Source organism: Variovorax sp. RKNM96 (assembly GCF_017161115.1).
Taxonomy (GTDB): Bacteria; Pseudomonadota; Gammaproteobacteria; order Burkholderiales; family Burkholderiaceae_C; genus Variovorax.
The window spans coordinates 5,464,343-5,486,878 of sequence record NZ_CP046508.1 but is presented as its reverse complement, the minus strand read 5'-3'; the positions used below and the strand labels follow the sequence as shown (position 1 = coordinate 5,486,878).

The following is a 22,536-nucleotide window of genomic DNA, read 5'->3' as shown; positions in this document are numbered from 1 at the left end:
ATGAACGACTGTAGTCACGCCATTGGCGAAGCGGCTTCTACACAGATGCGAAGAACATTCCACATCGACCACCATCACCACCCATGCAACGCGCGAACCTGAACGAAATCCTGGTCTTCATGGCCGTCGTCGACGAAGGCAGCTTCATCGCCGGTGGCCAGGCCATGGGCCTCACGCGTTCGGCGGCGGGCAAGGCCGTGGGCCGGCTCGAAGACAGGCTCGGCGCGCGCCTCTTGAACCGCACGACCCGCACGCTGAGCCTCACCGACGAGGGCCGGGTGTTTTACGAGCGCGGCCTGCAGATCCTCTCCGCGGTCGACGAAGCGGAGGCGAGCGTGGCGGGGCCCGGCGGTGCGCCGCGTGGGGTGTTGCGTCTCACCGTGCCCGATGCCTTCGGCCGACTCGTGGTGCTGCCGCTGCTGCAGAAATACCTTGCGGCCTGGCCCGAGCTGCAGGCCGAGGTGAGCTTCAGCGACCGGCTGGCCGATGTCGTCGAGGAAGGCTTCGACCTGGCCGTGCGGATCGGTGCGCAAGAGGCGGGTGCCGATACAGGGCTGGTCTCGCGTGTGGTCGCCAGGTACAAGGCGCTGCTGTGCGCGTCGCCCGCCTACCTCGGGCAGCAGGGCGAGGCGCCGGACATCGATGCGCTCGCGGCGCACGACTGCCTGTTCTTCAGCAGCCGCAATCAACGGCAGAGCTGGCGCTTCCGGAGCGACGACGGCGCCTGGGTCAAGGCCCAGGGGCGCAGCCGCCTGCGGCTGGACAGCGGCGAGGCCTTGCGCGATGCGGCCGTCGCCGGACTCGGCATTGCGTTGCTTCCGGACTTCCTGGTGGCAGAAGACCTGGCCGCCGGGCGCCTGCGGCAGGTGTTGCCCGGGCTCGATGCAGGCGACGTGAAGATCCTCGCGCTGTATCCGACACGGCGGCTGCTGGAGCCGCGTGTGCGGCGGTTCATCGACCTGATGGCCGAAGAACTCCCACGCTGAGGCGCGTTGCATGGACACGCTGATCGACATCCTTCCGTACCTGCTGATCGGCATCGCCGTGGCGCCGCTGCTGCTGCTCGGCCTCTACGCGCTCGCCAGCTACTTCGGGCTGGGGATCGCGGACCGCATCCTGGCGCTGACCGGCCGGTTCCTCGCGCTGCAGTGGTTCAGCGGCGGCGTGTTGAACGCCGTGGGCGGGATCGCGCTCGCGGCGCTGGGGGTGTGGGCAGTGCTGCACTTCGATCCGCTCCTGCACCGGCTGCTGGCCGTCTTGCTGGTGCCGTTCGGGCTCTGGCGGACTTACCTGGGTGTGGCGGTGCTCAGGGCGCTCGCGAAGGCGGAGGACCCGTCCTGAAGGCCAGCTCACCCGCGCAGCCGGCATTTCACTGCCCCTGAGACAGCGCGACCGCATCGGCCCCAGCCGGATACCGCAGCGTTGTGCTCGCATCGTTCGCGGCATGCCACACGGCCTCGGCCACGTCCGCTGCGGTGGTCACCGCCGCTGGATTCCCCAGGGTCGCGAAGATGGACTGCGCCAAGGGCGCATACGCCTCGGGAATCAGACCCTGCATGCGCTCTGCCCCGTTCGCCGTGAAGCGCGTGCCTGGCCCATAACCCGGCTCGACCAGCTTCACGCGCACGTTGAACGGATCGAGCTCGAACGCGAGCGATTCGGTGAAGCCTTCGATCGCGGTCTTGCTCGCGGTGTATGCCGCCACGAGCGGCATCGGCGCCAGCGTGACGGTCGACGTCACGTTGATGACCAGGCCCGACTTGCGCAGCCGGAACTGCGGCAACGCCGCCTGGGTCATGGCCATCATGCCGAAGGTGTTGGTCTCGAAGATCTCGCGCACGGTGGCCATCGGCGTGGCCTCGAACGCGCCGAAGAGCCCGAGGCCGGCGTTGTTCACGAGCACGTCGACGGGGCCGGCGGCTTCGAGCGCCGCGGCGATGCTCTCGGGCTTCGTCACGTCCAGGGGCAACACGCGCAGGCGGTCCGAGCGGGGCAGCAGGTCGGCAGGCGGCGTGCGCATGGTGGCGACGACGTGCCAGCCTTGGGCGAGGAAGTGGCGGGCGGTTTCCAGGCCGTAGCCGGAGGAGCAGCCGGTAATCAGGACAGTCTTCATTGGGTTTCCTTTGAGGTTGGGGTTGAAGGTTCGTCACGATATCGGCGATAGGCAGGACTTTCTATAATCAAAAATCCATCATTTGTTTGCAGGAGTCCTGAATGGCCGATCCACTCGCCGAGGTCGTCTCGCTGCTTCGCCCTCGCGCGGTGTATTCGAAGGTGATCGGCGGTGCGGGCTCGTGGTCGGTGCGCTACGCGGCCTTCGGAGAACCCAGCTTCTGCACGATGCTCGAGGGTGAATGCACGTTGGCTGTGGACGGGCAGGAGCCCATCACCCTCCTCGCGGGCGATTTCGTGCTGATGCCGTTCACGCCCGGGTTCACGATGTCGGGTCTCGAGCCGGCGGAGCCTGTCTTCGTCGACCCCAGGCTGGCGCCCGCGCCCACGGACGAGATCCGCCACGGCAGGCAAGACGGTCCGCCGGATGTGCGAATGCTCGGCGGCTATTTCGCCTTCGATTCGCCGGATGCCTCGCTGCTGGCATCGCTGCTCCCGACGCTGCTGCATGTGCGCGAGGTGGGGCGACTTTCGGTGCTGGTGCAGCTTGTGCGGGAGGAGTCGATCGAAGAGAAATCGGGGCGCGACCTGGTGCTCGAGCGGTTGGTCGAACTGCTGCTGATCGAAGCGCTGCGCTCGACGCCTGGCGAGGGCGCGCCGCCGGGGCTGCTGCGGGGGCTGGCAGACCCGCGGCTGTCGCTTGCGCTGCGGCATCTGCACGGCGATCCGGCGCAACCGTGGACAGTGGCCGAACTCGCGAAGAAGTCAGCGTTGTCGCGTTCGGCTTTTTTCGAGCGCTTCTCGCGCGCGGTTGGGCTGCCGCCGATGGAGTACCTGCTGGCCTGGCGCATGGCCGTCGCAAAGGACCTGCTCGCTCGCGAGGATGTCGGTATTGCGGAAGTCGCGGAACGCGTGGGCTACGGCTCGGCCAGCACGTTCAGCACGGCGTTCAGCCGGCATGTGGGGCAATCGCCTGGGCGCTATGCGCGGCGGCATTAGGGCCTGCGCATTCAGAGCTCGATGCGAAACCGAAGCTCCGGCGTTCCGCCCAGCCCGGGTGCCTTGACGAACTCTTCCACGAGCACGCCGCCATTGGCGCGAATGACATGCTGCGAGGCCAGGTTGCCCGGGTCAGTCGTGATCTCGACGTAGCCCAACCCGACAGACCTGGCCTCGGGAAGCAGCGAGCGCAACGCCGCTTTGGCATACCCCCTGCCGCTCTTCCACGGCACGACGCCGTACCCGATGTGGCCGAGGCAATAGTCGGGCAGCGCGTTCGTGCCGGGCTGCCAACGCAGCCCCATGCTGCCGCAGAACTCTCCGTCCCACATCCATCGCCGATAGCCGGGCAAGCGAGGGACCGTGGTGCCATCGGGAAGCGTGACGGGTGGCCCCTTGGCCTCTCGATCCACAAGGCTCTTCAAAAACCCGTCTGCGTCCGCCCGTATCAGCAGGAGTTCTTCTTGCGTGACTTCGGGCCGAAGGTTGTTGGGCGACCAGCCGCGTTCGAGCGCAGCGACGTAGCCCGCCAGATGCTCGTGCGACGGCCAGACGAGATGTACCGATGAAGCAGTTTCGGAAATTGGCATGGCGTCGATTTTCAATGAGAGCGTCTGCCTCACACCACCTGCGGCCGCCATGCGATGACGCCCTGCGTCCGCGCCCTCACCTCGGGCGAGGCCAGGCAGGTGGCGACCGCCTCATAGCCCGGCGCGCCCGGCCAGGGCGCAACCCGGCTCGGCGGGCTGTGGTTGGCGGGGCAGAAGATGATCGACTCGTCGGCACCCACGGCCGCCAGGTCGAGGATCACGCAGGAGCGCGTCAGCAGAAAGAGCGGCCGGGCATCGGGTCCACGGCGGCGCAGATGCGCAATCACGGCTTGCTGCGTGGCCGAATCCAGGCCTTGCTCCACCATGTCGACAACCAGGACGGCCGGGCCCTGGGCCTCCAGCCCGGCAAGCAGTGCGATCAACGCATCGGACACTGTGGCGCCCTCGTCGGCAAGCCAGGCCAGAGCCTGTTGGACACGCGACTTGAGAGCCGTATCGGTATCGAGCCGCACTGTCGCATCGGCGCCTCCAAGGCGCTCCAGTCCCAGGAACGCGGCAGACGGCAGGGTTTCGGCGATGCGCAGGGCCAACCGGGTCTTGCCGCTGCCCAACGGCCCGACGATGTAGTTCAGCGGCCGGACATTGCTCAGCCTGAACAGTTCGCCGCCCCAGGGCCACGGAAGTTCGAACTCGATATCGATCCTTGCGGCAGGGCCCAGCAGTTGCGTCAACGCCTCGGCTGTCGGTGCCCGGCCTTGGGCGAGATCGGCCCGCAGATGGCGGACTTTCTCGATGGTCTCCGTCAACTGGTGTGCGCGGCCCTCGAGCGCCGCCTGGTGCGCGGCCAGCGCCGTCTCGAGCGTCCCGGCATCGCCTGCCAGCACACGCGCCACCTGCGCAAGGCTCAGGCCCAGCGCGCGCAGGGCCACGATCTCCGCGCCGCGGGTCATTTCGTCGGGACCGTAGGAGCGCCATCCGGCGGCATTGCGCGCCGGCGCCACCAGGCCGCGCTGCTCGTAGAGGCGCAGCGCCTTGGCGGAAACGCCGAGTCGCCTGGCAGCCTCGGCAGGGTTGAGGAATCGGGTGGAAGCGTTCAAGAATCACCTCGTGGTTGGATCGGACACGGTCTTTATCGAGGCTGCCGCAGGGGCCGGGTCAAGCGGATTCCACACGACTCCACGCCATGCGCCCGAAGGCCCGCGCCTACGGCCGCGCCTGAACCAGCGGCTCCAGCTCCGCCCGGATGCGCCGGATCGTCACCTCGTGCCGCAGCGTCTGCGCGCCGCGCCCGTACGTCATCGCCTTGCGGACGAGCCGCAGTTGCTCACGCTGCAGTTGCGTCTTCAACCGTCTTGCCCGCAGGCCGAAGGTCCAGCCCATCTCGCGGCGCACCTTGTAGCGCAGCAGCGGCGCGCCCAGGCGCACCCATTCGTCGTCGCGGATCAGCTCGCGCTCGGGCACGAAGTAGGCGGCCAGTGAATGGAGGTACGCGCCGTTCTCGCGCGCGGCGACCCGCCAGAAAAGCCCGGCCGCGATCATCGCGGGGATGCCTTTCACGGCGAGCATCACGGCCATCTCGCGGTAGCTGCCGTCGAAGAGGTCTTCCAGCCACGGCGAGTTCCAGATGAAGTGCATGGCCCACGCGAGCGCGAAGCACAGCAGGGCCACGGCGATCCGCATCGCCTTCGATCGCTCCGGATGCAGCAGAAACCAGGCGACGCCGAAGGACGCGATCGTGGTGTAGGCCGCGTGGCTCCAGAGGCCGCTCAGCAGCCCGCGCGTGAACAGGTTCAGCAGCACCGGGTACACCTGGTTCTCGAGCGGAAAGTGCATCGAGGCATTGACGGTGTAGCTCAGGTTCTCGACCACCTGGAAACCCAGCCCCGCCATGGCGCCGACGATCAGCACCGAGAGGTACGTCTGGAACTGGTTGCGCGCGACCAGCACCAGCAGGATGACGCCCGCGAGCTTCAGGAACTCCTCGGTGATCGGCCCCGCGATGGCCGGCCCCCACACCGCCACGAAGTCCGGCGACACCAGCTTGGCGCACAGGCTCTGGATCGCGATGTTGGCCGGCGCCGCGAAGTACACCGCGCCGAAGCCGCCCCACGCGAAGGCCAGCACGAAGGCCTCGGGCGGATGCTGCTCGAGCAGGTCCAGCGTGCGAAAGACCAGCAGGAAAACCAGCGTGTAGAGGCCCCACACCAGGAGGCCCAGCAACGCGGTGACGGGCACCACGCGAAAACCCATCGAGAACATGTTGATCGTGTAGAACAACCCGTTGACGATCATCGCCGCGAGCAGCCAGAAGGCCGCGCGATGCGGCTGGAAGAACGAGTCGGTGCCCACCGGCCATTCGCCGCGATCCTGTTCGGGGCCGGCGAGGCTCTCGGCGCTGTTGGGACTGCCGGCGCTCATGGCGAAGCCTCCAGGTCCATCGACTCCAGCATGCTGCGGGCATCGACCATCGCTTCGTTCAGGCCGTCGCTGGCGCCATAGAAATCGATCTGCACGAGCGACTTTCGCTGCAGGTCGACCACCTGCCAGAACCGGCCCGCGAGCTTCGAGCCGTAGTAGGCGAAGGTCTTGCCCTGCAGGCCCCAGGAGGTGACGAAGTCGGAGATGTCGCCGTCGATCTCCAGGTGCTGGCCGCGCTCCATCAGCCTTTGCTGACGCACCAGCGGGCCATCGGGGCCACCCACCCACGGTCCGGTGGACACGAGGAACTTGTGGCCGCCCTTGAAGAGCATCAGCGACCTGCCGGCCTTGGAGCGCGAGACGTCCATCTCCCATCCGTTGGCGGGCATGAACCGGGCATGGCCGACGGACACCGTCTCTCCCGGGTCGAGCGGCCGGGCGCCGGGTGTGCGGCTGTCCCAGAAAGTGAGGCCGCCCACGTAGGCGGCAATGGCCAGGAGCACCGCGAGTGCGCCTGGCCAGGTGCGATACGGAATGCGGCGTGACGGCTCGGGCATGCGTGGATCGTGCCATACGACGTCAGCACCTTGCCGCGACTTCATGGCAAAGTGCCGGCCATCCCATCGAGTCAAAAACCACGCACGCCATGGAACAAAAGATCGAAGCGCCCACCAAGGACGACCTCCGCGCCATCGCGCACCAGCTGATGCATGCGGCCGAACTGGTGTCCGAGGCAACGGGTGCGGCCTTGTCCGGCACGATGGCCGACTTGGCCGCCTTGCAGAAGGTCATCGATTCGAAGATCGTCGAGCCCGAGGCCACGTATTCGTTGCAGGCGCTCGGGCTGGCCTTCGGCAAGGTGTTCGTCGGCACGCAGGCGAACTTCGACTGGTGGATGGTCGAGGACGAGTACGGCCGGGACCCTGCGATCCGCTACAAGCAGACGACGCTGCTGCTCTTTCCCAAGACGATGCTTTCCAGGCGGATCGAGGACGGGGAAGAGGTCGATGTGGCCGGGATCTTCAAGGGGCTGCAGGAGACGGTGCGGGAGGTGCTGGCCGAGCACTATCCGGGCGCCTGATGACGGACTTGCAAGGAGAACCATCGATGACGCAAGCACAGGACATCCGGGCAGCCATCGATCGGCATTGGGCCGCCTCCGCTGCCGGCGATCAGGTCGCCGAGCACGAGATCTATCACGACGATGCCGTGTGCGCGTATCCGCAGTCGGGCGAGGTCATCCACGGCCGGCACAACCTGCAGGCACTGCGCAGCCATCACCCCGGCAAGCCATCGGGGTTCGCGGTCCGGCGGATCGTCGGGGAGGGCGATCTCTGGATCACCGAATATGCGATCGACTACGAAGGCAAGAGCGCCTTCACCGTGAGCATCATGGAGTTCCGGGATGGCAAGGTGGCGCGCGAGACGCAGTACTTTGCCGATCCCTTCGATGCGCCCGCCTGGCGCGCCCAGTGGGTCGAGCGGGCCGGGTGATCGGCGGGCATCGGTAAAGTCGGTGCACGTCCACAAGACCCGCCGCCACCCCATGCCCGACACCACCGTGCCAACGCAACGTTCCCGCGTGCCGCTGTTCCGCCTGCTTTCGATGGGCGTCTTCCTGCTGATGGCGGGCTGTGCGAGCCCACCCGTGTCGCAGAGACCATCTACCGTCTCCAACATCCCGCCGCTGACGACCGAGCAGTCCAACAGCATCACGATCCACGCGCTGGGCCTCGTCGGCACGCCGTACCGCTATGGCGGCAACACGCCCGACGGCGGCTTCGACTGCAGCGGGCTCATCGGCTATGTGTACCGCAGCAGCCTGGGGAAGGTGCCGCCGCGCACGGTGGCGCGCATGGCTTCGTTCGGCCAGCCTGTGGCGATGTCCGAGATCCGTTCCGGCGACCTCGTGCTCTTCGGCAATGCTACGCCGTCGCACGCGGGCATCTACGTCGGCGACGGGCGCTTCGTGCATGCGCCGTCGACCGGCGGCGAGGTGCGGCTCGACCGGCTCGATGGCGTCTATTGGTCGCGCCAGCCGACGCAGGCGCGGCGGCCCTGATTCAGGGTTTTCCATTAAGCAAAGCCACGCGGGCGCCCCACGCGGTCTGACGGATGGCAGCGAGGCTCCATGCGGCAAAACTCCCCGGTTCCAATATCGAGGAGACATCCGCATGCAAACCCTCCGCCGCCACCTGGTGTGGCTGGTCGTGGCCGTGGTCGGCGCATTCGCGCTCGGCACCGTGGCCCTGACCCGTGGTGAAAGCGTCAACGCCCTCTGGGTGGTGGCCGCCGCGATCTGCACCTACCTGATCGCCTACCGCTACTACAGCCTTTTCATCGCCGACAAGGTGCTGGGGCTCGATGGCAACCGCAAGACGCCCGCGCACCGCCACAACGACGGACTGGACTACGTGCCGACCGACAAGAACGTGCTGTTCGGCCACCACTTCGCGGCCATCGCGGGTGCGGGTCCGCTGGTGGGCCCGGTGCTGGCGGCGCAGATGGGCTACCTGCCCGGCCTCTTGTGGATCCTGGCGGGCGTGGTGTTCGCGGGGGCCGTGCAGGACTTCATCATTCTCTTCATCTCCACGCGGCGCGACGGCCGCTCGCTGGGCGACCTCGTCAAGCAGGAGATGGGCGTGGTGCCCGGGATGATCGCGCTCTTCGGCACCTTCATGATCATGATCATCATCCTCGCGGTGCTGGCGCTGATCGTGGTGAAGGCGCTGGCCGAATCGCCGTGGGGCACCTTCACGGTGGCCGCGACGATTCCGGTGGCGCTCTTCATGGGCGTGTACCTGCGGTTCATTCGCCCGGGCCGCATCGGCGAGGTCTCGCTGATCGGCTTCGTGCTGCTCATGCTCGCCATCTTCGGCGGCCAGGCCGTGAGCCAGAGCGCCGAATGGGCACCGCTCTTCACCTTCGACGGCAAGGCGCTCACCTGGATGCTCGTGGGCTACGGCTTCATCGCCGCGAGCCTGCCGGTGTGGCTGCTGCTGGCGCCGCGCGACTACCTCTCGACCTTCCTGAAGATCGGCACGATCATCGCGCTGGCCATCGGCATCGTGTTCGTGATGCCGACGCTGCAGATGCCGGCCATCACACAGTTCGCGCAGGGCAACGGGCCGGTGTGGTCGGGCAGCTTGTTCCCGTTCCTCTTCATCACCATCGCGTGCGGCGCGGTGTCGGGCTTCCATGCGCTGATCTCCTCGGGCACCACGCCCAAGATGCTGGACAACGAGCGCCATGCGCGCTTCATCGGCTACGGCGGCATGCTGGCCGAATCGTTCGTCGCGGTGATGGCGCTGGTGGCGGCTTCGTGCATCGAGCCGGGCATCTACTTCGCGATGAACAGCCCGGCCGCGCTGGTCGGCAGCACCGCGCAGCAGGCCGCGCAGACCATCTCGAGCTGGGGCTTCGTGATCACGCCAGAGATGCTGCTGCAGACCGCCAAGGACGTGGGCGAGACCACCATCCTCGGCCGCGCCGGCGGCGCGCCGACGCTGGCCGTGGGCATGGCCCACATCCTCCACCAGGTGATCGGCGGGCAGGCCATGATGGCCTTCTGGTACCACTTCGCGATTTTGTTCGAGGCGCTGTTCATCCTCACGGCGGTGGACGCCGGCACGCGCGCGGGCCGCTTCATGCTGCAGGACTTGCTGGGCAGCTTCGTGCCCGCGCTCAAGCGCACCGATTCGCTGCCGGCGAACCTGGTTGCAACGGCGCTGTGCGTCGCGGCCTGGGGCTACTTCCTCTACCAGGGCGTGGTCGATCCGCTGGGCGGCATCAACACGTTGTGGCCGCTCTTCGGCATCTCCAACCAGATGCTCGCCGCCGTCGCGCTGCTGCTCGGCGTGGTGGTGCTGTTCCGCATGAAGCGCGAGCGCTATGCGTGGGTGGCCATCGCACCAGCCGTGTGGCTGTTGGCCTGCACGCTCACGGCAGGCTGGCAGAAGATCTTCTCGGCCGACCCGAAGATCGGCTTCCTCTCGCATGCCGCGAAGTACACCGAAGGCCTGGCCAACGGCGTGCTGGTGGCGCCGGCGAAGACGCCCGAGGCGATGTCGCGCATCGTCTTCAACGACCGGCTCGATGCGGCACTGTGCGCGCTCTTCATGTTCGTGGTGCTGAGCGTGCTGGTCTACAGCATCAAGGCCTGCCTCGCCGCGCGCGCGGCCAACCGGCCGACCACGCAGGAGACGCCGTTCGAGCCCGCTGGCGCGTCGGCTGCCGTGGCGCACTGAAAGCACGGCCATGGCCCTCGCACTGCCCGAAGCCGGCCGCTACTTCGCCCGTTCGCTCAAGCAGTCGCTGCGGCTGATGGTCGGCCTGCCCGACTACGACGCCTACCTGACCCACATGGCGGCCACCCATCCGGACCGGCCGCCGATGAGCTACGAGGCCTTCTTCCGCGAGCGGCTGGAGGCGCGGTACGGGGCGGGCAAAGGGCGTTGCTGCTAGGGGCCGGTCCGTACTTCGTTCGCTTGACCCGCGCGGAACGCGGGTGATAGCCTGCTCCGCCCGCGTGGAGCAGGCTTTTCTTTTTCGTGCCGGGCTGATGCCGCACATCGAACGAACAACAGAAACGGACCCTATGACTTTTTCCAAGCGCCCATCCCTCACCAAGAACCGCGCGCCGCTGCGCATCGCCTGCCACGGCGTGGTGCTCGCCTGCGCACTGCTGGCCGGCAATGCCATGGCCCAGAAGCCGCATCAGGGCGCGCTCGACGCGGCCACGCAGCAGAAGGACGAAGCGCTCAAGCTGCTGGAGCGCATGGTCAACATCGACTCCGGCTCGACCGTCACCGACGGGCTCGCCAAGGTCCGCGAGATCGCCGTCGAGGAGCTGCGCCAGCTCGGCGCGCGCATCGAGACCTTTCCGGCCGATCCGCACCCCGGCAGCAACGTGGTCGCCACGCTGACGGGGCAGGGCAAGAAGAAGATCCTGATCCTTGCCCACATCGACACCGTGTTCAAGGACGGCACCGCCGCGGCCAAGCCGTTCTATATCAAGGACGGCCGCGCCTACGGCCCTGGCGTGATGGACAACAAGGGCGGCGTCGTCGCCGGGCTGCAGGCGCTGAAGGTGCTGCAGAAGATCGGCTTCAAGGACTACGGCCAGATCACCTTCCTGATCGACACGAACGAGGAGATGGGCTCGGTCGGCACCACCGCGCTCATCGAGCGCGTGGCCAAGCAGCACGACGTGGCGCTGAACCTGGAGCCGGGCCGCCCGGCCGACGGCCTCGTGGTGGAGCGCAAGGGTTCGGCCACGGCGCTCGTCGAGGTGAAGGGCCTGGCTGCGCACGCGGGCGTCGCGCCCGAAACCGGCCGCAACGCCGCGATGGAAGTGGCGCACCAGGTGCTGCAGCTGTCCAAGACCGCGGACGCGGCAAAGAAGACCACGGTCAACTTCACCGTGCTCACGGCCAACGGCGCGACCAACGTGATTCCCGCGAGCGCGAGCGCCAAGGGCGATGTGCGCGTGGCCACGCCCGACGAGTTCGACCGCGTCGAGAAGGACCTCATCCGCATCTCGCAGAACAAGCTGATCCCCGACACCGAAGTGCGCGTGCGCCTCGTGCGCGGCCTGCCGCCGATGCCGCGTTCGCCTGCGTCGGACAAGCTGGTCGCGATGGCCGAGGACATCTACGCCGAGATCGGCAAGAAGCTCACCATCGAGAGCAGCGGCGGCGCGGCCGACGCGAGCCTGGTGGCGGGCGTGGGCGTGCCGGTGCTCGACGGCTTCGGCATCGTGGGTGGCGGCATCCACACGCCGGAGGAATACGCCGAGGTCGAGAGCGTGGTGCCGCGGGTGTATCTGCTGTCGCGCATGCTGATGGACCTGAGCGCGAACTGATCGCTCTCACGCGCCGGCGCAGCCTCAGGCACCGGCTGAGGCTGGCTGCGTGAATTCCAGTTTTTCTTTTGGCGCATGCGGCGCCACGATGCATCCACGTCAACGACCCGTGGAGAACATCGATGCCATCCGAACTCAACCAGATCGCGAGCTGGTCGCTGCGCTGGCGCATCTTCCTCGCGAGCGTGCTCTGCCTCGTGGCGGCGTTCGCTTCGGCGGGCCCGTCGGACCGCAGCCTCGAGCTGCACGCGGCACAGCGCTTCCAGCTCGCGCTCGAAGCCCAGACCGCGCGCGACTACCGCACGATGCTCCAGCAACTGCGCGAGGCCGCCACGCAGGGCGATGCCGAGGCGCAGGAAATGCTCGGCATGGTGCTGCTCACCGGGCCGGTGCTCTATGGCATGTCGGTGCGGGCCGATCGCTGCGAGGCGCGCCAGTGGATGCGCCAGGCCGCGATGCAGGGCAGCGAAACGGCGAAGGTGCAACTGACGTTTCTCAATCGGCTGCGTAATTCGCCCACGGGCGTGAAGGCTTGCGACTGAACGACCGATCCGGTGAAGCAGGGCGCGCAGTCAAGAAGGCCCGCGCGCCCGCCCGTTCACGTCAGGGCGCTCTGGACGCGCCAAGCAGGTAGTCGGTCACCTCGTCGGAGAACCATGTGAGCCGCCCGTCGACGATCACGCCGTCCGAGCCGCCCGGGTCGGGCTGCACGGTGGGCATGCCGTGCGCGACCAGCGCCTCGGCGCAGCCGACCCAGTCGCCGTCGTCAGTGGGCTGGTTGAGCGAGGCCCACGACAGCGAGCCGCTGACGTTGTCGCCGAAGCCGTGCTGCTCGGTCCATGCGGCGCCGTGCGCGAGCAGGAAGCGTGCGAGCGCGGCGTCGCCGCGGAACACGGCGTGGTTCAGCGCCGAGCCGTCCCAGTCGCCGCCGGTCGTGGCGATCGGCCAGCCGAGTTCGACCATGAGCTGCACGGCTTCGCCGCAGCCCGGTTGCGCGGCGAGTTCGGGCAGCAGGCGCAATTGCGTCGGAGACAGCGTGGAAACGACCTCGGGATGTTCCGCCTGGATGCGTCGGGCGGCGGGTCCGTCGCCGCGTGCGCATGCGGCGACGAACTGCTCGCTAGGCGGCAATTGCGTATCGCTGCCGGTCCGCCGCGCGAGCAGCCGCGCCACGTCCGTCAGCCCGAAGCGCAGTGCGAGCGTGTGGGCATCGATGCCCTCGGGCGTGCGCACCGAGGCATCGGCATCCGCGTCCAGCAGCGCCTCGATGTGCGCGGCCGAGCGCCGCCGCCGGATCGCCCACAGCAGCGGCCGGCCCCAGTCGCTCGTGGGCACACCGGGCGCGGCTTCGTTCGGATCGCCGCCGTGGGCGAGCAGCAGCTGCAGCGATTCGAGCTGGTCGAGATCGAGCACGCGGTAGAGCGCGTTCGTGCCGCCGACACGCGCGCCGGCCTTCAGCAGCAGGCGCGTGCAGGCGGGTTCTTCGAGCGAGTGGTAGAGCGATTCGCCGTCGTTCGGGTCGGCGCCGGCATCCAGCAGCAGCCGCGTGATTTCCACGTCGCGGTTCTGCCCGGCCGCGCCGTACAGCGCGGACAGCCGGTCCTGCTCGGACGGCGAAGCGAGCGACGCGGGTGGCCAGCGGCTGCCGACGGCCTGGTTCGGATCAGCCCCGGCATCGAGCAGCAGCTTTGCGCAGGTGCGAAGGCGCTCGCGAAAGGCCGGCAGTTGCACCAGGCTGGAGTACGCGACGGCATTGAGCGGCGGCAGCAGCAGCGGGCCGCCCGCGCGCCGGACCCAGTCCGGATCGCGCGCGATCGCCTCGCGCAGCACATCGACATCGCCGATGGCACAGGCGAGGTACGGGTCGTCGCCCAGGAGGCCCGGGCTTTCTTCGAGCAGGCGCGCGGCCACCGCGGGCCGGGCCAGGTTGTTGCCGCCCGAGATCTCGCCTGCATACGCGGCGCGCAGCCAGAGCAGTACCGCGCGCGCCGGGTCGTTCGCCTGCGCGATGCGGGCGAGCACGAAGCCCTGCAGGTCGACCCACGACACGAAGCCGTACTCGCGCGCGAGACACGACTGCGCGTCGTGCAGGCGCAGGCCGAGCGCGGCGATGGCTGGGTCCTCCTTGCCGGCAGCAAGGGGCAGGGATTCGCGGAATCGGGAGAAGGCGGCAGGGTCGCCGCTTCGGTAGCTGGCAAGCAACGCTTTGGCTTGCTTCTTGAGATGGCCGAGATCCGGCCGTGCGGGAATGCGTTTCACATGAACCTCCGTGCATGAAGCGCCGACGACCCGCAAATCCGGCTGCACAAAGGAGCTGGTGAATGGCGCCGCGCGAGCGCGCGGCAGCATGCGAAAGCAAGTGGGTTCAACCCTTCCCGCGGGCCCGGGCGCGGCTTGCACCGCGGGGGCGATGTTAGGGCATGAGGCCCCGGAGGGTCAACGCAAACCGGCCATGGCCGCGAATCCGTGTGCAAGATCGCGCTGCAGGTCGGCCGGTGCTTCGAGGCCGATGTGCAGCCGCACGACGGCGCCGCGCGCGCTCCAGTCGGTCACGCTCCGCGCGGCGCGCATATTGGTCCAGGCCACAAGGCTTTCGTAGCCGCCCCACGACGAGCCGCGCCCGAACAGCGACAGCGCATCGACGAAGCGCTCGACTGCCGCGTTCCCGATGCCCGGCTTGAACTCGAACGAGAGGAGCCCGTTGGTGCCGCGGCAATCGCGCTTCCAGATGTCATGGCCCGGATGCTGCGGCAGCGCGGGGCAGAACACCGTCGCGACCTCGGGCCGTGCTTCGAGCCAGTGCGCCACTTCGAGCGCATGCCGCTCGTGCATCTGCAGCCGCGCGGACAGCGTGCGCATGCCGCGCAGCACCAGCCAGGCGTCGTCGGGGCTCACGGTCATGCCGAAGGCATCGCAGCGCTCGTTGAGCGGTTGCCAGGCTTCGCGCGTGGTGGCGACGGTGCCCATCATTACGTCGGAGTGGCCCGAGAGGTACTTGGTGGCGGCCATCGTGGAGATGTCCGCGCCGAGTGCCAGGGGCCGGTACTGCACGCCCGACCCCCAGGTGTTGTCGGCCGCGAGCAGCGCGCCGCGCGCGTGCGTGAGTGCGGCCAGCTTGGGCAGGTCGCACATCTCGTAGACCAGCGAGCCGGGGCACTCGGCGTAGACGAGGCGCGTGGTGGGCTCGAACAGGTCCTCGATGCCGGTGCCATCCGCCGCGAAGAAGCTGCTGCGGATGCCGTAGGGCTCGAGGAACGAATGCACGAGATTGCGCGTCGGCTCGTACACGCTGTCGGACATCAGCACATGGTCGCCGGGCTTCAGGTACGACAGCAGCACCATGCCGATGGCTGCGAGCCCCGTCGGGAAGAGCCGCGTGCGGTACGCGCCTTCGAGCTCGCTCACCGCATCTTCGAGCGCGAAGGTGGTCGGCGTGCCGCGCGCGCCATAGCTGAAGGCGCGCTCGTCGCCGCGGCGAGCACGGGTGTCGCGCATGGCGGCCACGCTGTCGAACAGCACGGTGCTGGCGCGCACCAGCGGCGCGTTGACGGGCGTGCCGCCGAAATAGGACGGGGATTTGCCGGTGCGCGTGAGCCGGGTATCGAGCGCCTGTACCGCGGGGTCTTCTTTGTGCGAGTCGGACATGGTGGTGTTCTATCGAGCGTGGGCCAAGCCTCTATGGTGCGTCAATCTGCCTTGGCACCGGAGAGCTTGACGATGCGGGACCACCGGTCGATGTCCTGCTTCAGCTGAGCGGCGAAGGCCTCCGACGAATTGGCCACCACTTCGCTGCCGCCGTCGTTCACGAGCTTGGTCACCTCGGGCAGGCGCAGCGTGCGCACGATGGCTTCGTTCAGGTAGGCCACGCGTTCGGGCGGCGTGCCGGCCGGCGCGAAGAAGCCGTACCAGTCTTCGAAGCGCGCGCCGGCGTAGCCCAGCTCCTCGAGCGTCGGCGACTTGGCGAACACGCCGATGCGGCGCGGGCTGGTCACCGCGAGCACGCGCAGCTTGCCGTTCTGCACGAGCCCCGCGACCGAGGCGGTCGAGGTCACGAGCACATCGACCTGTCCGCCGAGCAGGTCGGTGAGCGCGGGGCCGGCGCCCTTGTAGGGCACGTGCGTCATGTCGATGCCGTTGTCCTTGGCGAGCACCACGCCCACGAGGTGCGAGAGCGTGCCGTTGCCGGGCGTCGCATAGGTCACCTTGCCGGGCGTCGCCTTGGCCTTGGTGGCGAGGTCGGCGAAGCTCTTGAGCGGCGAGTTGGCATCGACCACGAGCGCGAGCGGCGCGGCGTTGATCTGCGTGATCGGGACGAAGTTCTTCACCGGATCAAACCCGGCCGAGGCGTAGAGCGTGGGGTTCACCGCCATGATCGACACCTGCGAGGTGAGCACGGTGTAGCCGTCGGGCCTGGACTCGGCCACCGTCTTGGCGCCGATGTTGCCGCCCGCGCCGCCGCGGTTGTCGACCACTGCGGCCTGGCCCATGATCTCCGGCAGGCGCGTGGTGACCAGCCGCGCCGTCGCATCGTTGCCGCCGCCGGGCGGGAAGGGCGAGATGAACTTCACCGTCTGCGAGGGGAAGCCGTTGCGCGCGGGCAGCGGGTCGGCCGATGCGGGCTGCAGGGCCAGCGCCGCGATCCACGTGGCGGCGACGGCAAGACGAGCAAGGTGCGAAACGCGGGAAGCAGACGACATGGCAGGACTCCTGGAATAGGAACGGACAACGACGAGCGAGAAAAAAGCGGTGGCTAGTGGTGCGATGCGGCGGAGGGCAGCCTGAAGGCCGCGCGCTCCTGTGCATCGAGCTGCGCGACGAGGCCGGTCTCCCACGCGAGGTAGCGGCGCGCGGCCTCCTTGTTGCCGTCGTGCCGGTCGTGCACGAAGAACAGGTAGTCGATGCAGTCGGCGTCGGCGGGCAGCACGGGCGTGGCCTCCAGAGGCAGGCCAGCGGCACGCCATGCGGGCATGCCGCCTTCGAGCAGCAGCGGGGCATGGGCACCGAGCTCGGACGCGGCGGCCCATGCGGCGAGCGCGGCGTCGTCGGCGACGAGCACGATCTGTCGCGTCTCGCCCTTCGTGTCGGTGGCGAGGCGCGGGCGGATCGACCAGCGGGCTTGCGGGATGTGGCCGGCACGAAATTGCATGCTGCCGCGCAGATCGATCAACGCAACGTCGTTTTGCGCGAGCCGCGCGGACAGCATTTGGGCATCGATGGTCTTCAACGCGGGTGCGGTCGGCGCGGCTTCCGGTGCAAGCGACAGTCCGCTTGCGAGTCCGCCTTCGAGCACGCTTGCGTCGTGCCCCATCTGCCGCAGCCAGCTCGCGACGGTCGGTGCGCGCACGCCGTCGTTGTCGAACAGCACGAGCCGCGCGCCGCGCACGCCGAAGTACTGGTCGCCGGCCTGCATCAGCTGGCCGCCGGGCGTGTGCTGCGCGCCGGGCAGGCTGCGGACCGCGAACTCCTCGGGCGTGCGCACGTCGCAGAGGAACAGGGTGCGATCCGTTTCCGCAGCCCATTGCTGCACGGTCTTCGCGGACACCGTGGGCACGTCGAAGCGTTCGGCGAGCGCTTTCGCCGCAGGACGCAAATCGGTGTTGCCGCTGTCGTCCGCATAGCGCTGCGTGCCGCCGTGCGCCAGTTCGTGATCGTTCAGGTACCAGCCCTGCGTGCCGTTCTCCAGCGCGTAGACCGGGTTGGGCAGGCCGAGGTTGATGAGCGTCTGCGCGCCGATGATGCTGCGCGTGCGGCCCGCGCAGTTGATGACGATGGGCGTGGTGGTGTCTGGCACGAGCTGCCGCACGCGGTAGGCCAGCTCGCCGTTGGGGCAGCAGGTGGCGCCGGGAATGTTCATCTTGTGGAACTCGCTGACGGGGCGGCCATCGAGCACCACGACCTTGTTCTTGCGCGCGAGCATCCCGGCCAGTTCGTTGGCGCTGACGCGGGGCGTGTGATAGACCTCCTCGGCCAGTTCGCCGAAGGTCTTCGAGGGCAGGTTGACGCCCGCGAAGAGCACGTAGCCAGCGGCCTTCCAGGCGGGTGCGCCGCCTTGCAGCACATGCACGTCGGTGTAGCCGAGTGCGGCGAGCCGTTCGGCCGATCGCAGGGCTACGGCGGATTCGCCATCGTCGTACGCAACCACGCGCACGCTGCGGCGCGGCACGAGGCGCGGTGCATCGATCTCGAGCCGGCTGAAGGGCAGCGGGATGCCGTAGAACAGGTGCGCCTCGCCGTACTGGCCGTGCTCGCGCACATCGAGCAACGCGATCTCGCCGCCGTCGTGCAGCCAGGATTTGAGGGTCTTCGGGTCGATGTGAGAAGTCATGGGGCAAATCGTTGGGGCGAATGAGGTCCTGCAAGGCGCGCGCCCCGCATGAAAAAGAAGATGAATCGAAGAAGGGGGGCGACTAGCGGCGCGTCTGCACGCCGATGCCCATCGTCTGGTACGTGCCTGCGGCCATGTCGTAGGCGGTGCGCTGGTTCAGCGTCTCCAGCGCGCGGCCGTACATGTGCAGGTGGCGAATGACCTGTTCGCCCTGGATCTCGACCGAGTGGATGTCTTCAGGCATCAGCGCGATGCCCTTGCCCGGTGCGACGACGACCAGCGCGGTCTCCTCGAGCTTGCCGACGCCCGGCACGGAACCGTCGTCGGTGCGCGCGTACACGCGGTTGTGCTCGGTGCCTTCGACGGCGGCGATGCAGGCCCAGGTGGTGTGGTTGTGCGGCACGATCTTCTTGCCCGGGCGCATCACGTTCAGGTAGAGCGCATAGCTCTGGTCGGGGTCTTCAGCGATCAGGTAGCGGGCCTGGTGCTCGCCGGCCTCGGGCGGCGGAAAGTCGGCGGCGCCCCAATATTCGGTGTGGGCGGCCAGGCCTTGCAGCGAACCGAGCACCGCGTCGAGCTTCGCGCGGGTTGGTTCAGCGCCGCCGATGGCTTTTTTCATTTCGCCGATCGATGCCTCGACCGCCTGGCGGCGTTGCTCGGATGGGGTGCTCATGCGGTTTCTCCAGTGGGGTTGCCTGTTTGATGTGCATTCACTGTAGTGACCGCGGCGTGACGCAACAATCCAAGCGGCAGAAGAAACACATCAATAAAATTAATGTATGCCCACGCTCGATCTTGAACTTCTGCGCTCCTTCGCGGCCGTCGTCAGCCACCACAGCTTTGCGGCGGCCGCCGTCCACCTGGGGCGCACGCAGTCGGCAATCACGCAGCAGATGCAGCGGCTGGAAGAGCAGATCGGGCACCCGCTCTTCATCAAGCAGGGCCGCCAGAAGCGGCTGACCGAGCACGGCGAGCGGCTGCTCAGCTATGCGCACCACATGCTCGCGCTCAACGACGAGGCGCTGAGGAGCCTGCGGCAGGGCCAGCTCGAAGGCAACCTGCGCATCGGCGCGCCGCACGACGTGGCCGAGACCATGCTGCCGCTGCTGCTGGCCGAAGTGGCCCGCACCTCGCCGTTGCTGCAGCTGGACATCCACATCGGCCGCAGCCCGTACCTGATGACTTCGCTCAAGAGCGGCGAGGTCGACATGATCATCTCCAACCGCGCCGATCCGCAGGCGCAGTTCGAGGGCGTGGTGCTGCGCAACTCACCCACCGTGTGGCTGTGCGCGGCGAGCTATGTGCACGATCCGACGAAGCCGGTGCCGCTGATCATGGCGGACGGGCCGAGCATCTTCCGGCGCATCGGGCACGAGGCGCTGGATGCCGCGGGCGTGGCGTGGACACCGCGGTACACGTCGTCGAGCCTGATCGGCATCAAGGCGGCGCTGAGGGCGGGGCTCGGTGTGACCGCACGAGGCGTGGAGCAGCTTGATGCGGGGTTGCGTGTGCTGGGCGCGGGCGACGGCATGCCGCGGCTGCCTGATCTCGCGTACTACCTGTATGTGCGAAGCCATGTGGTGAACCCGGTCACGCGGCAGGTGTTCGAGACGTTGAAGAAACACCTGCGGTTGCCGCGGACGGACATGCCGGCCTGAGGGCAAGGCATGACATATCTCCTGCGATCGGCGGTTTTATGGCCCTGGACGCGCATGGGTTGACCATTGTTCTCAGTGTTATCCCGGGCCAGCCGGAACACTGCGGCGATGCCTTCTTCACGCACGCTCCAAATCCAAAGTCCCGCCATTCCTGTTTTCCTGGGCCGCCCGGCGCTGGAGCCGGTGCGCTTGTCCGGCCGGGAATGCGTCAACGAGCTCTTCGAATACGAGTTGCTGCTCAAGACGCCCGACAGCCTGAACATCGGTGCCAGCGGCGCGGCGGATTTCAACCTCGATGACTTCATCGGCCGAGAAATCAGCTGTTTCATCGAACTCGACGAAGGCGCGCCGCGCGAGATCAACGCGCTCATCACCGACGCGGCCTTCTGGGGCGAGGAAGGGCGGCATGTGCAATACAGGCTCACCTTGCGGCCGTGGCTGCACCTGGCCACCTTGTCTGCCGACTGCAGAATCTTTCAGAACCTGAGCGTGGTGCAGATCCTCGATGCGCTGCTGGCCGACTACGCCTTCCCGCTCGACAAGCGCCTGATGGAAACGTACCCGGTCCGCGACTACCAGACCCAGTACAACGAAAGCGACTTCGATTTCTTCTGTCGCCTGTGCGAGGAGTGGGGCATCAGCTATCACTTCGAGCATGCCGAAGGAAAGCATCGCCTCGTTCTTTGCGACGAAATGGGTGCCTACGGCGCCAGCGAGAACGCGGCGTATCGGCAGATCGACTACCACCCGCCGGGCTGGAGACCCGATGCCGAATACCTCCACAGCGTCGTTCCCCGCCACCAGCTCACCAGCGGTCGCTATGCGACCCGCGATTACGACTACACCCGGCCTCGTGCCGACCTGGGCGCGAGCCGCAAGGCGCCGCGTCCGACCGGTCAGGCCGACCAGGAGGTCTACCAATGGCATCACCCGCGCGCCGGCAGCCACCATGCGCAACCCCGGGCAGGGATGGAGGCCGCCGACGATCCGCAGGGAGACGGCCACCAGTTCGCCTTGTTGCGCATGCAGGCGTTGCGCACGCACGGGGCGCGAATGCAGGCCAGCGGCAATCTGCGCGGCATGGCAGCGGGCCGCACGTTCAGGCTCGAAAAGCACCCCAGCGAGCGCGCCAATGCCGAGTACCTGATCCTGGAGACGCGCTTCCTCATCGAGAACGTCGCGCAGGACAGCCAGATCAAGGAGGCGGCGGCAGACAGAAAGCAGCAGTGGCGCATCAGCGTCAACCTGACGGCCCATCCTGTCGTCGAGGTGCTTCGCCCCGCGCTCGCTCGTTCGAAGCCTTTCACGCACGGCCCCCAGGTTGCCGTTGTCGTGGGACCCGAAGGCCAGAACCTCTGGACCGACGAACTCGGCCGCATCAAGGTTCAGTTTCCCTGGGACCGGCTGGGCCGGAAGAACCAGCACAGCACCTGCTGGCTTCGCGTGAGTTCGCCGTGGGCCGGCAACCAGTTGGGCGGCGTGCACATCCCGCGCATCGGGCAGGAGGTCATCGTCGACTTCATCGGTGGCGATCCGGACCTGCCGGTGTGCACGGGGCGCGTGCACAACCAGTCGAACCTGCCGCCGTGGGCGCTGCCCGGCCAGGCGGCGCTCTCGGGGTTCAGGTCGAGGGAACTGACGAAGGAAGGCGGTAACAGCGCTGCGGGCCGCAGCAATCACCTGGTCCTGGACGACACCGACGCGAAGATCCAGGCGCAGCTCAAGTCCGACCACCTGCACAGCCAGCTGAGCCTGGGGCACATCACGCGCATCGAAGACAACGCGGGGCGCAAGGATCCGCGCGGCGAAGGGTTCGAACTGCGCACCGACGGGCATGGTGCCGTAAGAGCCGCGGAAGGGTTGTTGATCACGACCGAGACGCGCACCAACGCCCGCGGCCACATCAAGTCCATGGACGAGACGCTGGCGCGCCTCACAGGAAGCCGCGAGCAGCACGAGAACCTGTCTATGGCCGCCCAGCAGGCCGAAGCCCACGCGACGGGTGACCAGGATGCAGTGACCCGGGCGCTGAAGGCGCAGAACGATGCCATCAAGGGGACGGGCGGCAGTCGGGCCGAGGGCAGCTTCCCTGAACTGGCCGAGCCGCACCTTGTGCTGGCCAGTCCGGCGGGCATCGAGAGCACGACGGCGCAGTCCACCCACATGGCCAGCGGCGCGCATCACGCATTGACGACCGGTGGCCACACCAGCGTGAGTGCGGGCAAGAGTTTTCTGGTCAGCGTGAAGGAGGCCATACGCATGTTCTCGTACAAGGCCGGCATCCGGCTGGTGGCGGCCGGCGCGAACATCGAATTCAAGGCACTGCAGCAGAGCATCCATCTGCTGGCCAAGCTCGATATCACCCATGCCGCCAATCGCATCACGATCACGGCGAAAGAAGAAGTGGTGATCAACGGCGGCGGCAGCTTCAGCCGCTGGAATGCGCAAGGCATCGAGCATGGCACCCAGGGGCGGTGGGTCGAGCATGCGGCCAGCCATGCGCTGGTCGGGCTGATGAGCCGGCCGGTCGAGCCGGTCGCCTTTCCACGCCCCGAGCTGACCCTTGCTTCGCGCGAGGACGCGGCGTTCCCCTTTTCCCTCTGAGCGCCG

At 67.8% G+C, this 22,536-nt stretch carries 22 protein-coding genes; 12 read left to right on the top strand and 10 right to left on the bottom strand.

Translation table 11 applies throughout. The annotated features are described in order from the left end of the window. The first annotated feature begins 83 nt into the window (after positions 1-83). Both GNX71_RS25375 and GNX71_RS25370 read left to right on the top strand, forming a co-directional pair. Positions 84-986 carry a LysR family transcriptional regulator gene (locus GNX71_RS25375; protein WP_206174986.1) on the top strand — a complete coding sequence of 301 codons (903 nt, stop codon included), beginning with the start codon at positions 84-86 and terminating at the stop codon, positions 984-986. A 10-nt stretch (positions 987-996) separates the two neighbouring features. Then, positions 997-1,341: a hypothetical protein gene (locus GNX71_RS25370; RefSeq protein WP_206174985.1), complete on the top strand. Its 345-nt coding sequence runs from the start codon at positions 997-999 to the stop codon at positions 1,339-1,341. A 28-nt stretch (positions 1,342-1,369) separates the two neighbouring features. On the opposite strand, the gene GNX71_RS25365 is transcribed toward GNX71_RS25370, so the two are convergent. Beyond that, positions 1,370-2,113: an SDR family oxidoreductase gene (locus GNX71_RS25365; protein WP_206174984.1), complete on the bottom strand. Its 744-nt coding sequence runs from the start codon at positions 2,111-2,113 to the stop codon at positions 1,370-1,372. 101 nt (positions 2,114-2,214) lie between these two features. Between GNX71_RS25365 and GNX71_RS25360 the strand changes: the two genes are divergently transcribed. Then, positions 2,215-3,111, top strand: coding sequence for an AraC family transcriptional regulator (locus GNX71_RS25360; RefSeq protein ID WP_206174983.1), 897 nt, complete (start codon positions 2,215-2,217; stop codon positions 3,109-3,111). Positions 3,112-3,122: 11 nt separating this feature from the next. Here the strand turns inward: GNX71_RS25360 and GNX71_RS25355 are convergent, their stop codons facing one another. From GNX71_RS25355 to GNX71_RS25340, 4 genes are all read right to left on the bottom strand, one after another. Next, positions 3,123-3,701, bottom strand: a complete 579-nt coding sequence (locus GNX71_RS25355; RefSeq protein WP_206174982.1) for a GNAT family N-acetyltransferase — start codon at positions 3,699-3,701, stop codon at positions 3,123-3,125. Between the two features lie 29 nt (positions 3,702-3,730). After that, positions 3,731-4,759 carry a MerR family transcriptional regulator gene (locus tag GNX71_RS25350; protein ID WP_206174981.1) on the bottom strand — a complete coding sequence of 343 codons (1,029 nt, stop codon included), beginning with the start codon at positions 4,757-4,759 and terminating at the stop codon, positions 3,731-3,733. Between the two features lie 106 nt (positions 4,760-4,865). Further along, a complete protein-coding gene (locus tag GNX71_RS25345; protein ID WP_206174980.1) occupies positions 4,866-6,080 on the bottom strand; it encodes a PrsW family intramembrane metalloprotease in 1,215 nt (404 codons plus the stop codon). Continuing rightward, the gene (locus GNX71_RS25340) at positions 6,077-6,637 is read right to left on the bottom strand and encodes a hypothetical protein (RefSeq protein ID WP_206174979.1); all 561 of its coding nucleotides are present in this window, start codon (positions 6,635-6,637) and stop codon (positions 6,077-6,079) included. The genes GNX71_RS25345 and GNX71_RS25340 overlap by 4 nt, the downstream gene beginning before the upstream one ends. Before the next feature lie 89 nt (positions 6,638-6,726). On the opposite strand from GNX71_RS25340, the gene GNX71_RS25335 reads away from it, so the two are divergent. From GNX71_RS25335 to GNX71_RS25305, 7 genes are all read left to right on the top strand, one after another. Continuing rightward, on the top strand, positions 6,727-7,161 hold the full coding sequence (locus GNX71_RS25335; protein WP_206174978.1) for a DUF3806 domain-containing protein: 435 nt from the start codon (positions 6,727-6,729) through the stop codon (positions 7,159-7,161). A 26-nt stretch (positions 7,162-7,187) separates the two neighbouring features. After that, a complete protein-coding gene (locus GNX71_RS25330; RefSeq protein ID WP_206174977.1) occupies positions 7,188-7,574 on the top strand; it encodes a nuclear transport factor 2 family protein in 387 nt (128 codons plus the stop codon). A 52-nt stretch (positions 7,575-7,626) separates the two neighbouring features. Next, complete coding sequence (locus GNX71_RS25325) at positions 7,627-8,142, top strand: C40 family peptidase (protein ID WP_206174976.1); 516 nt, start codon at positions 7,627-7,629, stop codon at positions 8,140-8,142. Between the two features lie 112 nt (positions 8,143-8,254). Next, positions 8,255-10,327 carry a carbon starvation CstA family protein gene (locus GNX71_RS25320; RefSeq protein WP_206174975.1) on the top strand — a complete coding sequence of 691 codons (2,073 nt, stop codon included), beginning with the start codon at positions 8,255-8,257 and terminating at the stop codon, positions 10,325-10,327. 10 nt (positions 10,328-10,337) lie between these two features. After that, positions 10,338-10,544 (top strand): YbdD/YjiX family protein, encoded by a 207-nt coding sequence (locus GNX71_RS25315; RefSeq protein WP_013542989.1) that lies wholly within the window; start codon positions 10,338-10,340, stop codon positions 10,542-10,544. A 133-nt stretch (positions 10,545-10,677) separates the two neighbouring features. Then, positions 10,678-11,943: a glutamate carboxypeptidase gene (locus tag GNX71_RS25310; protein ID WP_206174974.1), complete on the top strand. Its 1,266-nt coding sequence runs from the start codon at positions 10,678-10,680 to the stop codon at positions 11,941-11,943. A 122-nt stretch (positions 11,944-12,065) separates the two neighbouring features. Beyond that, the gene (locus GNX71_RS25305) at positions 12,066-12,485 is read left to right on the top strand and encodes a sel1 repeat family protein (protein WP_206174973.1); all 420 of its coding nucleotides are present in this window, start codon (positions 12,066-12,068) and stop codon (positions 12,483-12,485) included. Between the two features lie 61 nt (positions 12,486-12,546). On the opposite strand, the gene GNX71_RS25300 is transcribed toward GNX71_RS25305, so the two are convergent. The 5 genes from GNX71_RS25300 to GNX71_RS25280 form a co-directional block, all read right to left on the bottom strand. After that, positions 12,547-14,202 (bottom strand): hypothetical protein, encoded by a 1,656-nt coding sequence (locus GNX71_RS25300; protein WP_206174972.1) that lies wholly within the window; start codon positions 14,200-14,202, stop codon positions 12,547-12,549. A gap of 177 nt (positions 14,203-14,379) precedes the next feature. Beyond that, a complete protein-coding gene (gene metC, locus GNX71_RS25295; protein ID WP_206174971.1) occupies positions 14,380-15,588 on the bottom strand; it encodes a cystathionine beta-lyase in 1,209 nt (402 codons plus the stop codon). Positions 15,589-15,629: 41 nt separating this feature from the next. Next, entirely contained in the window at positions 15,630-16,640 is a 1,011-nt protein-coding gene (locus GNX71_RS25290; RefSeq protein ID WP_206174970.1) for a tripartite tricarboxylate transporter substrate binding protein, read from the bottom strand. A gap of 53 nt (positions 16,641-16,693) precedes the next feature. Beyond that, the gene (locus GNX71_RS25285) at positions 16,694-18,268 is read right to left on the bottom strand and encodes a rhodanese-like domain-containing protein (RefSeq protein WP_206174969.1); all 1,575 of its coding nucleotides are present in this window, start codon (positions 18,266-18,268) and stop codon (positions 16,694-16,696) included. Positions 18,269-18,350: 82 nt separating this feature from the next. After that, positions 18,351-18,941: a cysteine dioxygenase family protein gene (locus tag GNX71_RS25280; RefSeq protein ID WP_206174968.1), complete on the bottom strand. Its 591-nt coding sequence runs from the start codon at positions 18,939-18,941 to the stop codon at positions 18,351-18,353. Between the two features lie 106 nt (positions 18,942-19,047). Between GNX71_RS25280 and GNX71_RS25275 the strand changes: the two genes are divergently transcribed. Together GNX71_RS25275 and tssI are read left to right on the top strand one after the other, a co-directional pair. Then, positions 19,048-19,926: a LysR substrate-binding domain-containing protein gene (locus tag GNX71_RS25275; protein WP_206174967.1), complete on the top strand. Its 879-nt coding sequence runs from the start codon at positions 19,048-19,050 to the stop codon at positions 19,924-19,926. A gap of 108 nt (positions 19,927-20,034) precedes the next feature. Continuing rightward, a complete protein-coding gene (gene tssI / locus GNX71_RS25270; RefSeq protein WP_206174966.1) occupies positions 20,035-22,530 on the top strand; it encodes a type VI secretion system Vgr family protein in 2,496 nt (831 codons plus the stop codon). Positions 22,531-22,536 lie beyond the last annotated feature (6 nt).

Excerpts from the sequence above, each read along its gene's own strand:
- GNX71_RS25375 (WP_206174986.1), top strand. The coding sequence starts at position 84 with ATGCAACGCGCGAACCTGAACGAAATCCTGGTCTTCATGGCCGTCGTC.
- GNX71_RS25370 (WP_206174985.1), top strand. The coding sequence starts at position 997 with ATGGACACGCTGATCGACATCCTTCCGTACCTGCTGATCGGCATCGCC.
- GNX71_RS25365 (WP_206174984.1), bottom strand. The coding sequence starts at position 2,113 with ATGAAGACTGTCCTGATTACCGGCTGCTCCTCCGGCTACGGCCTGGAA.
- GNX71_RS25360 (WP_206174983.1), top strand. The coding sequence starts at position 2,215 with ATGGCCGATCCACTCGCCGAGGTCGTCTCGCTGCTTCGCCCTCGCGCG.
- GNX71_RS25355 (WP_206174982.1), bottom strand. The coding sequence starts at position 3,701 with ATGCCAATTTCCGAAACTGCTTCATCGGTACATCTCGTCTGGCCGTCG.
- GNX71_RS25345 (WP_206174980.1), bottom strand. The coding sequence starts at position 6,080 with ATGAGCGCCGGCAGTCCCAACAGCGCCGAGAGCCTCGCCGGCCCCGAA.
- GNX71_RS25340 (WP_206174979.1), bottom strand. The coding sequence starts at position 6,637 with ATGCCCGAGCCGTCACGCCGCATTCCGTATCGCACCTGGCCAGGCGCA.
- GNX71_RS25335 (WP_206174978.1), top strand. The coding sequence starts at position 6,727 with ATGGAACAAAAGATCGAAGCGCCCACCAAGGACGACCTCCGCGCCATC.
- GNX71_RS25330 (WP_206174977.1), top strand. The coding sequence starts at position 7,188 with ATGACGCAAGCACAGGACATCCGGGCAGCCATCGATCGGCATTGGGCC.
- GNX71_RS25325 (WP_206174976.1), top strand. The coding sequence starts at position 7,627 with ATGCCCGACACCACCGTGCCAACGCAACGTTCCCGCGTGCCGCTGTTC.
- GNX71_RS25320 (WP_206174975.1), top strand. The coding sequence starts at position 8,255 with ATGCAAACCCTCCGCCGCCACCTGGTGTGGCTGGTCGTGGCCGTGGTC.
- GNX71_RS25315 (WP_013542989.1), top strand. The coding sequence starts at position 10,338 with ATGGCCCTCGCACTGCCCGAAGCCGGCCGCTACTTCGCCCGTTCGCTC.
- GNX71_RS25310 (WP_206174974.1), top strand. The coding sequence starts at position 10,678 with ATGACTTTTTCCAAGCGCCCATCCCTCACCAAGAACCGCGCGCCGCTG.
- GNX71_RS25305 (WP_206174973.1), top strand. The coding sequence starts at position 12,066 with ATGCCATCCGAACTCAACCAGATCGCGAGCTGGTCGCTGCGCTGGCGC.
- metC (WP_206174971.1), bottom strand. The coding sequence starts at position 15,588 with ATGTCCGACTCGCACAAAGAAGACCCCGCGGTACAGGCGCTCGATACC.
- GNX71_RS25290 (WP_206174970.1), bottom strand. The coding sequence starts at position 16,640 with ATGTCGTCTGCTTCCCGCGTTTCGCACCTTGCTCGTCTTGCCGTCGCC.
- GNX71_RS25285 (WP_206174969.1), bottom strand. The coding sequence starts at position 18,268 with ATGACTTCTCACATCGACCCGAAGACCCTCAAATCCTGGCTGCACGAC.
- GNX71_RS25280 (WP_206174968.1), bottom strand. The coding sequence starts at position 18,941 with ATGAGCACCCCATCCGAGCAACGCCGCCAGGCGGTCGAGGCATCGATC.
- GNX71_RS25275 (WP_206174967.1), top strand. The coding sequence starts at position 19,048 with ATGCCCACGCTCGATCTTGAACTTCTGCGCTCCTTCGCGGCCGTCGTC.
- tssI (WP_206174966.1), top strand. The coding sequence starts at position 20,035 with ATGCCTTCTTCACGCACGCTCCAAATCCAAAGTCCCGCCATTCCTGTT.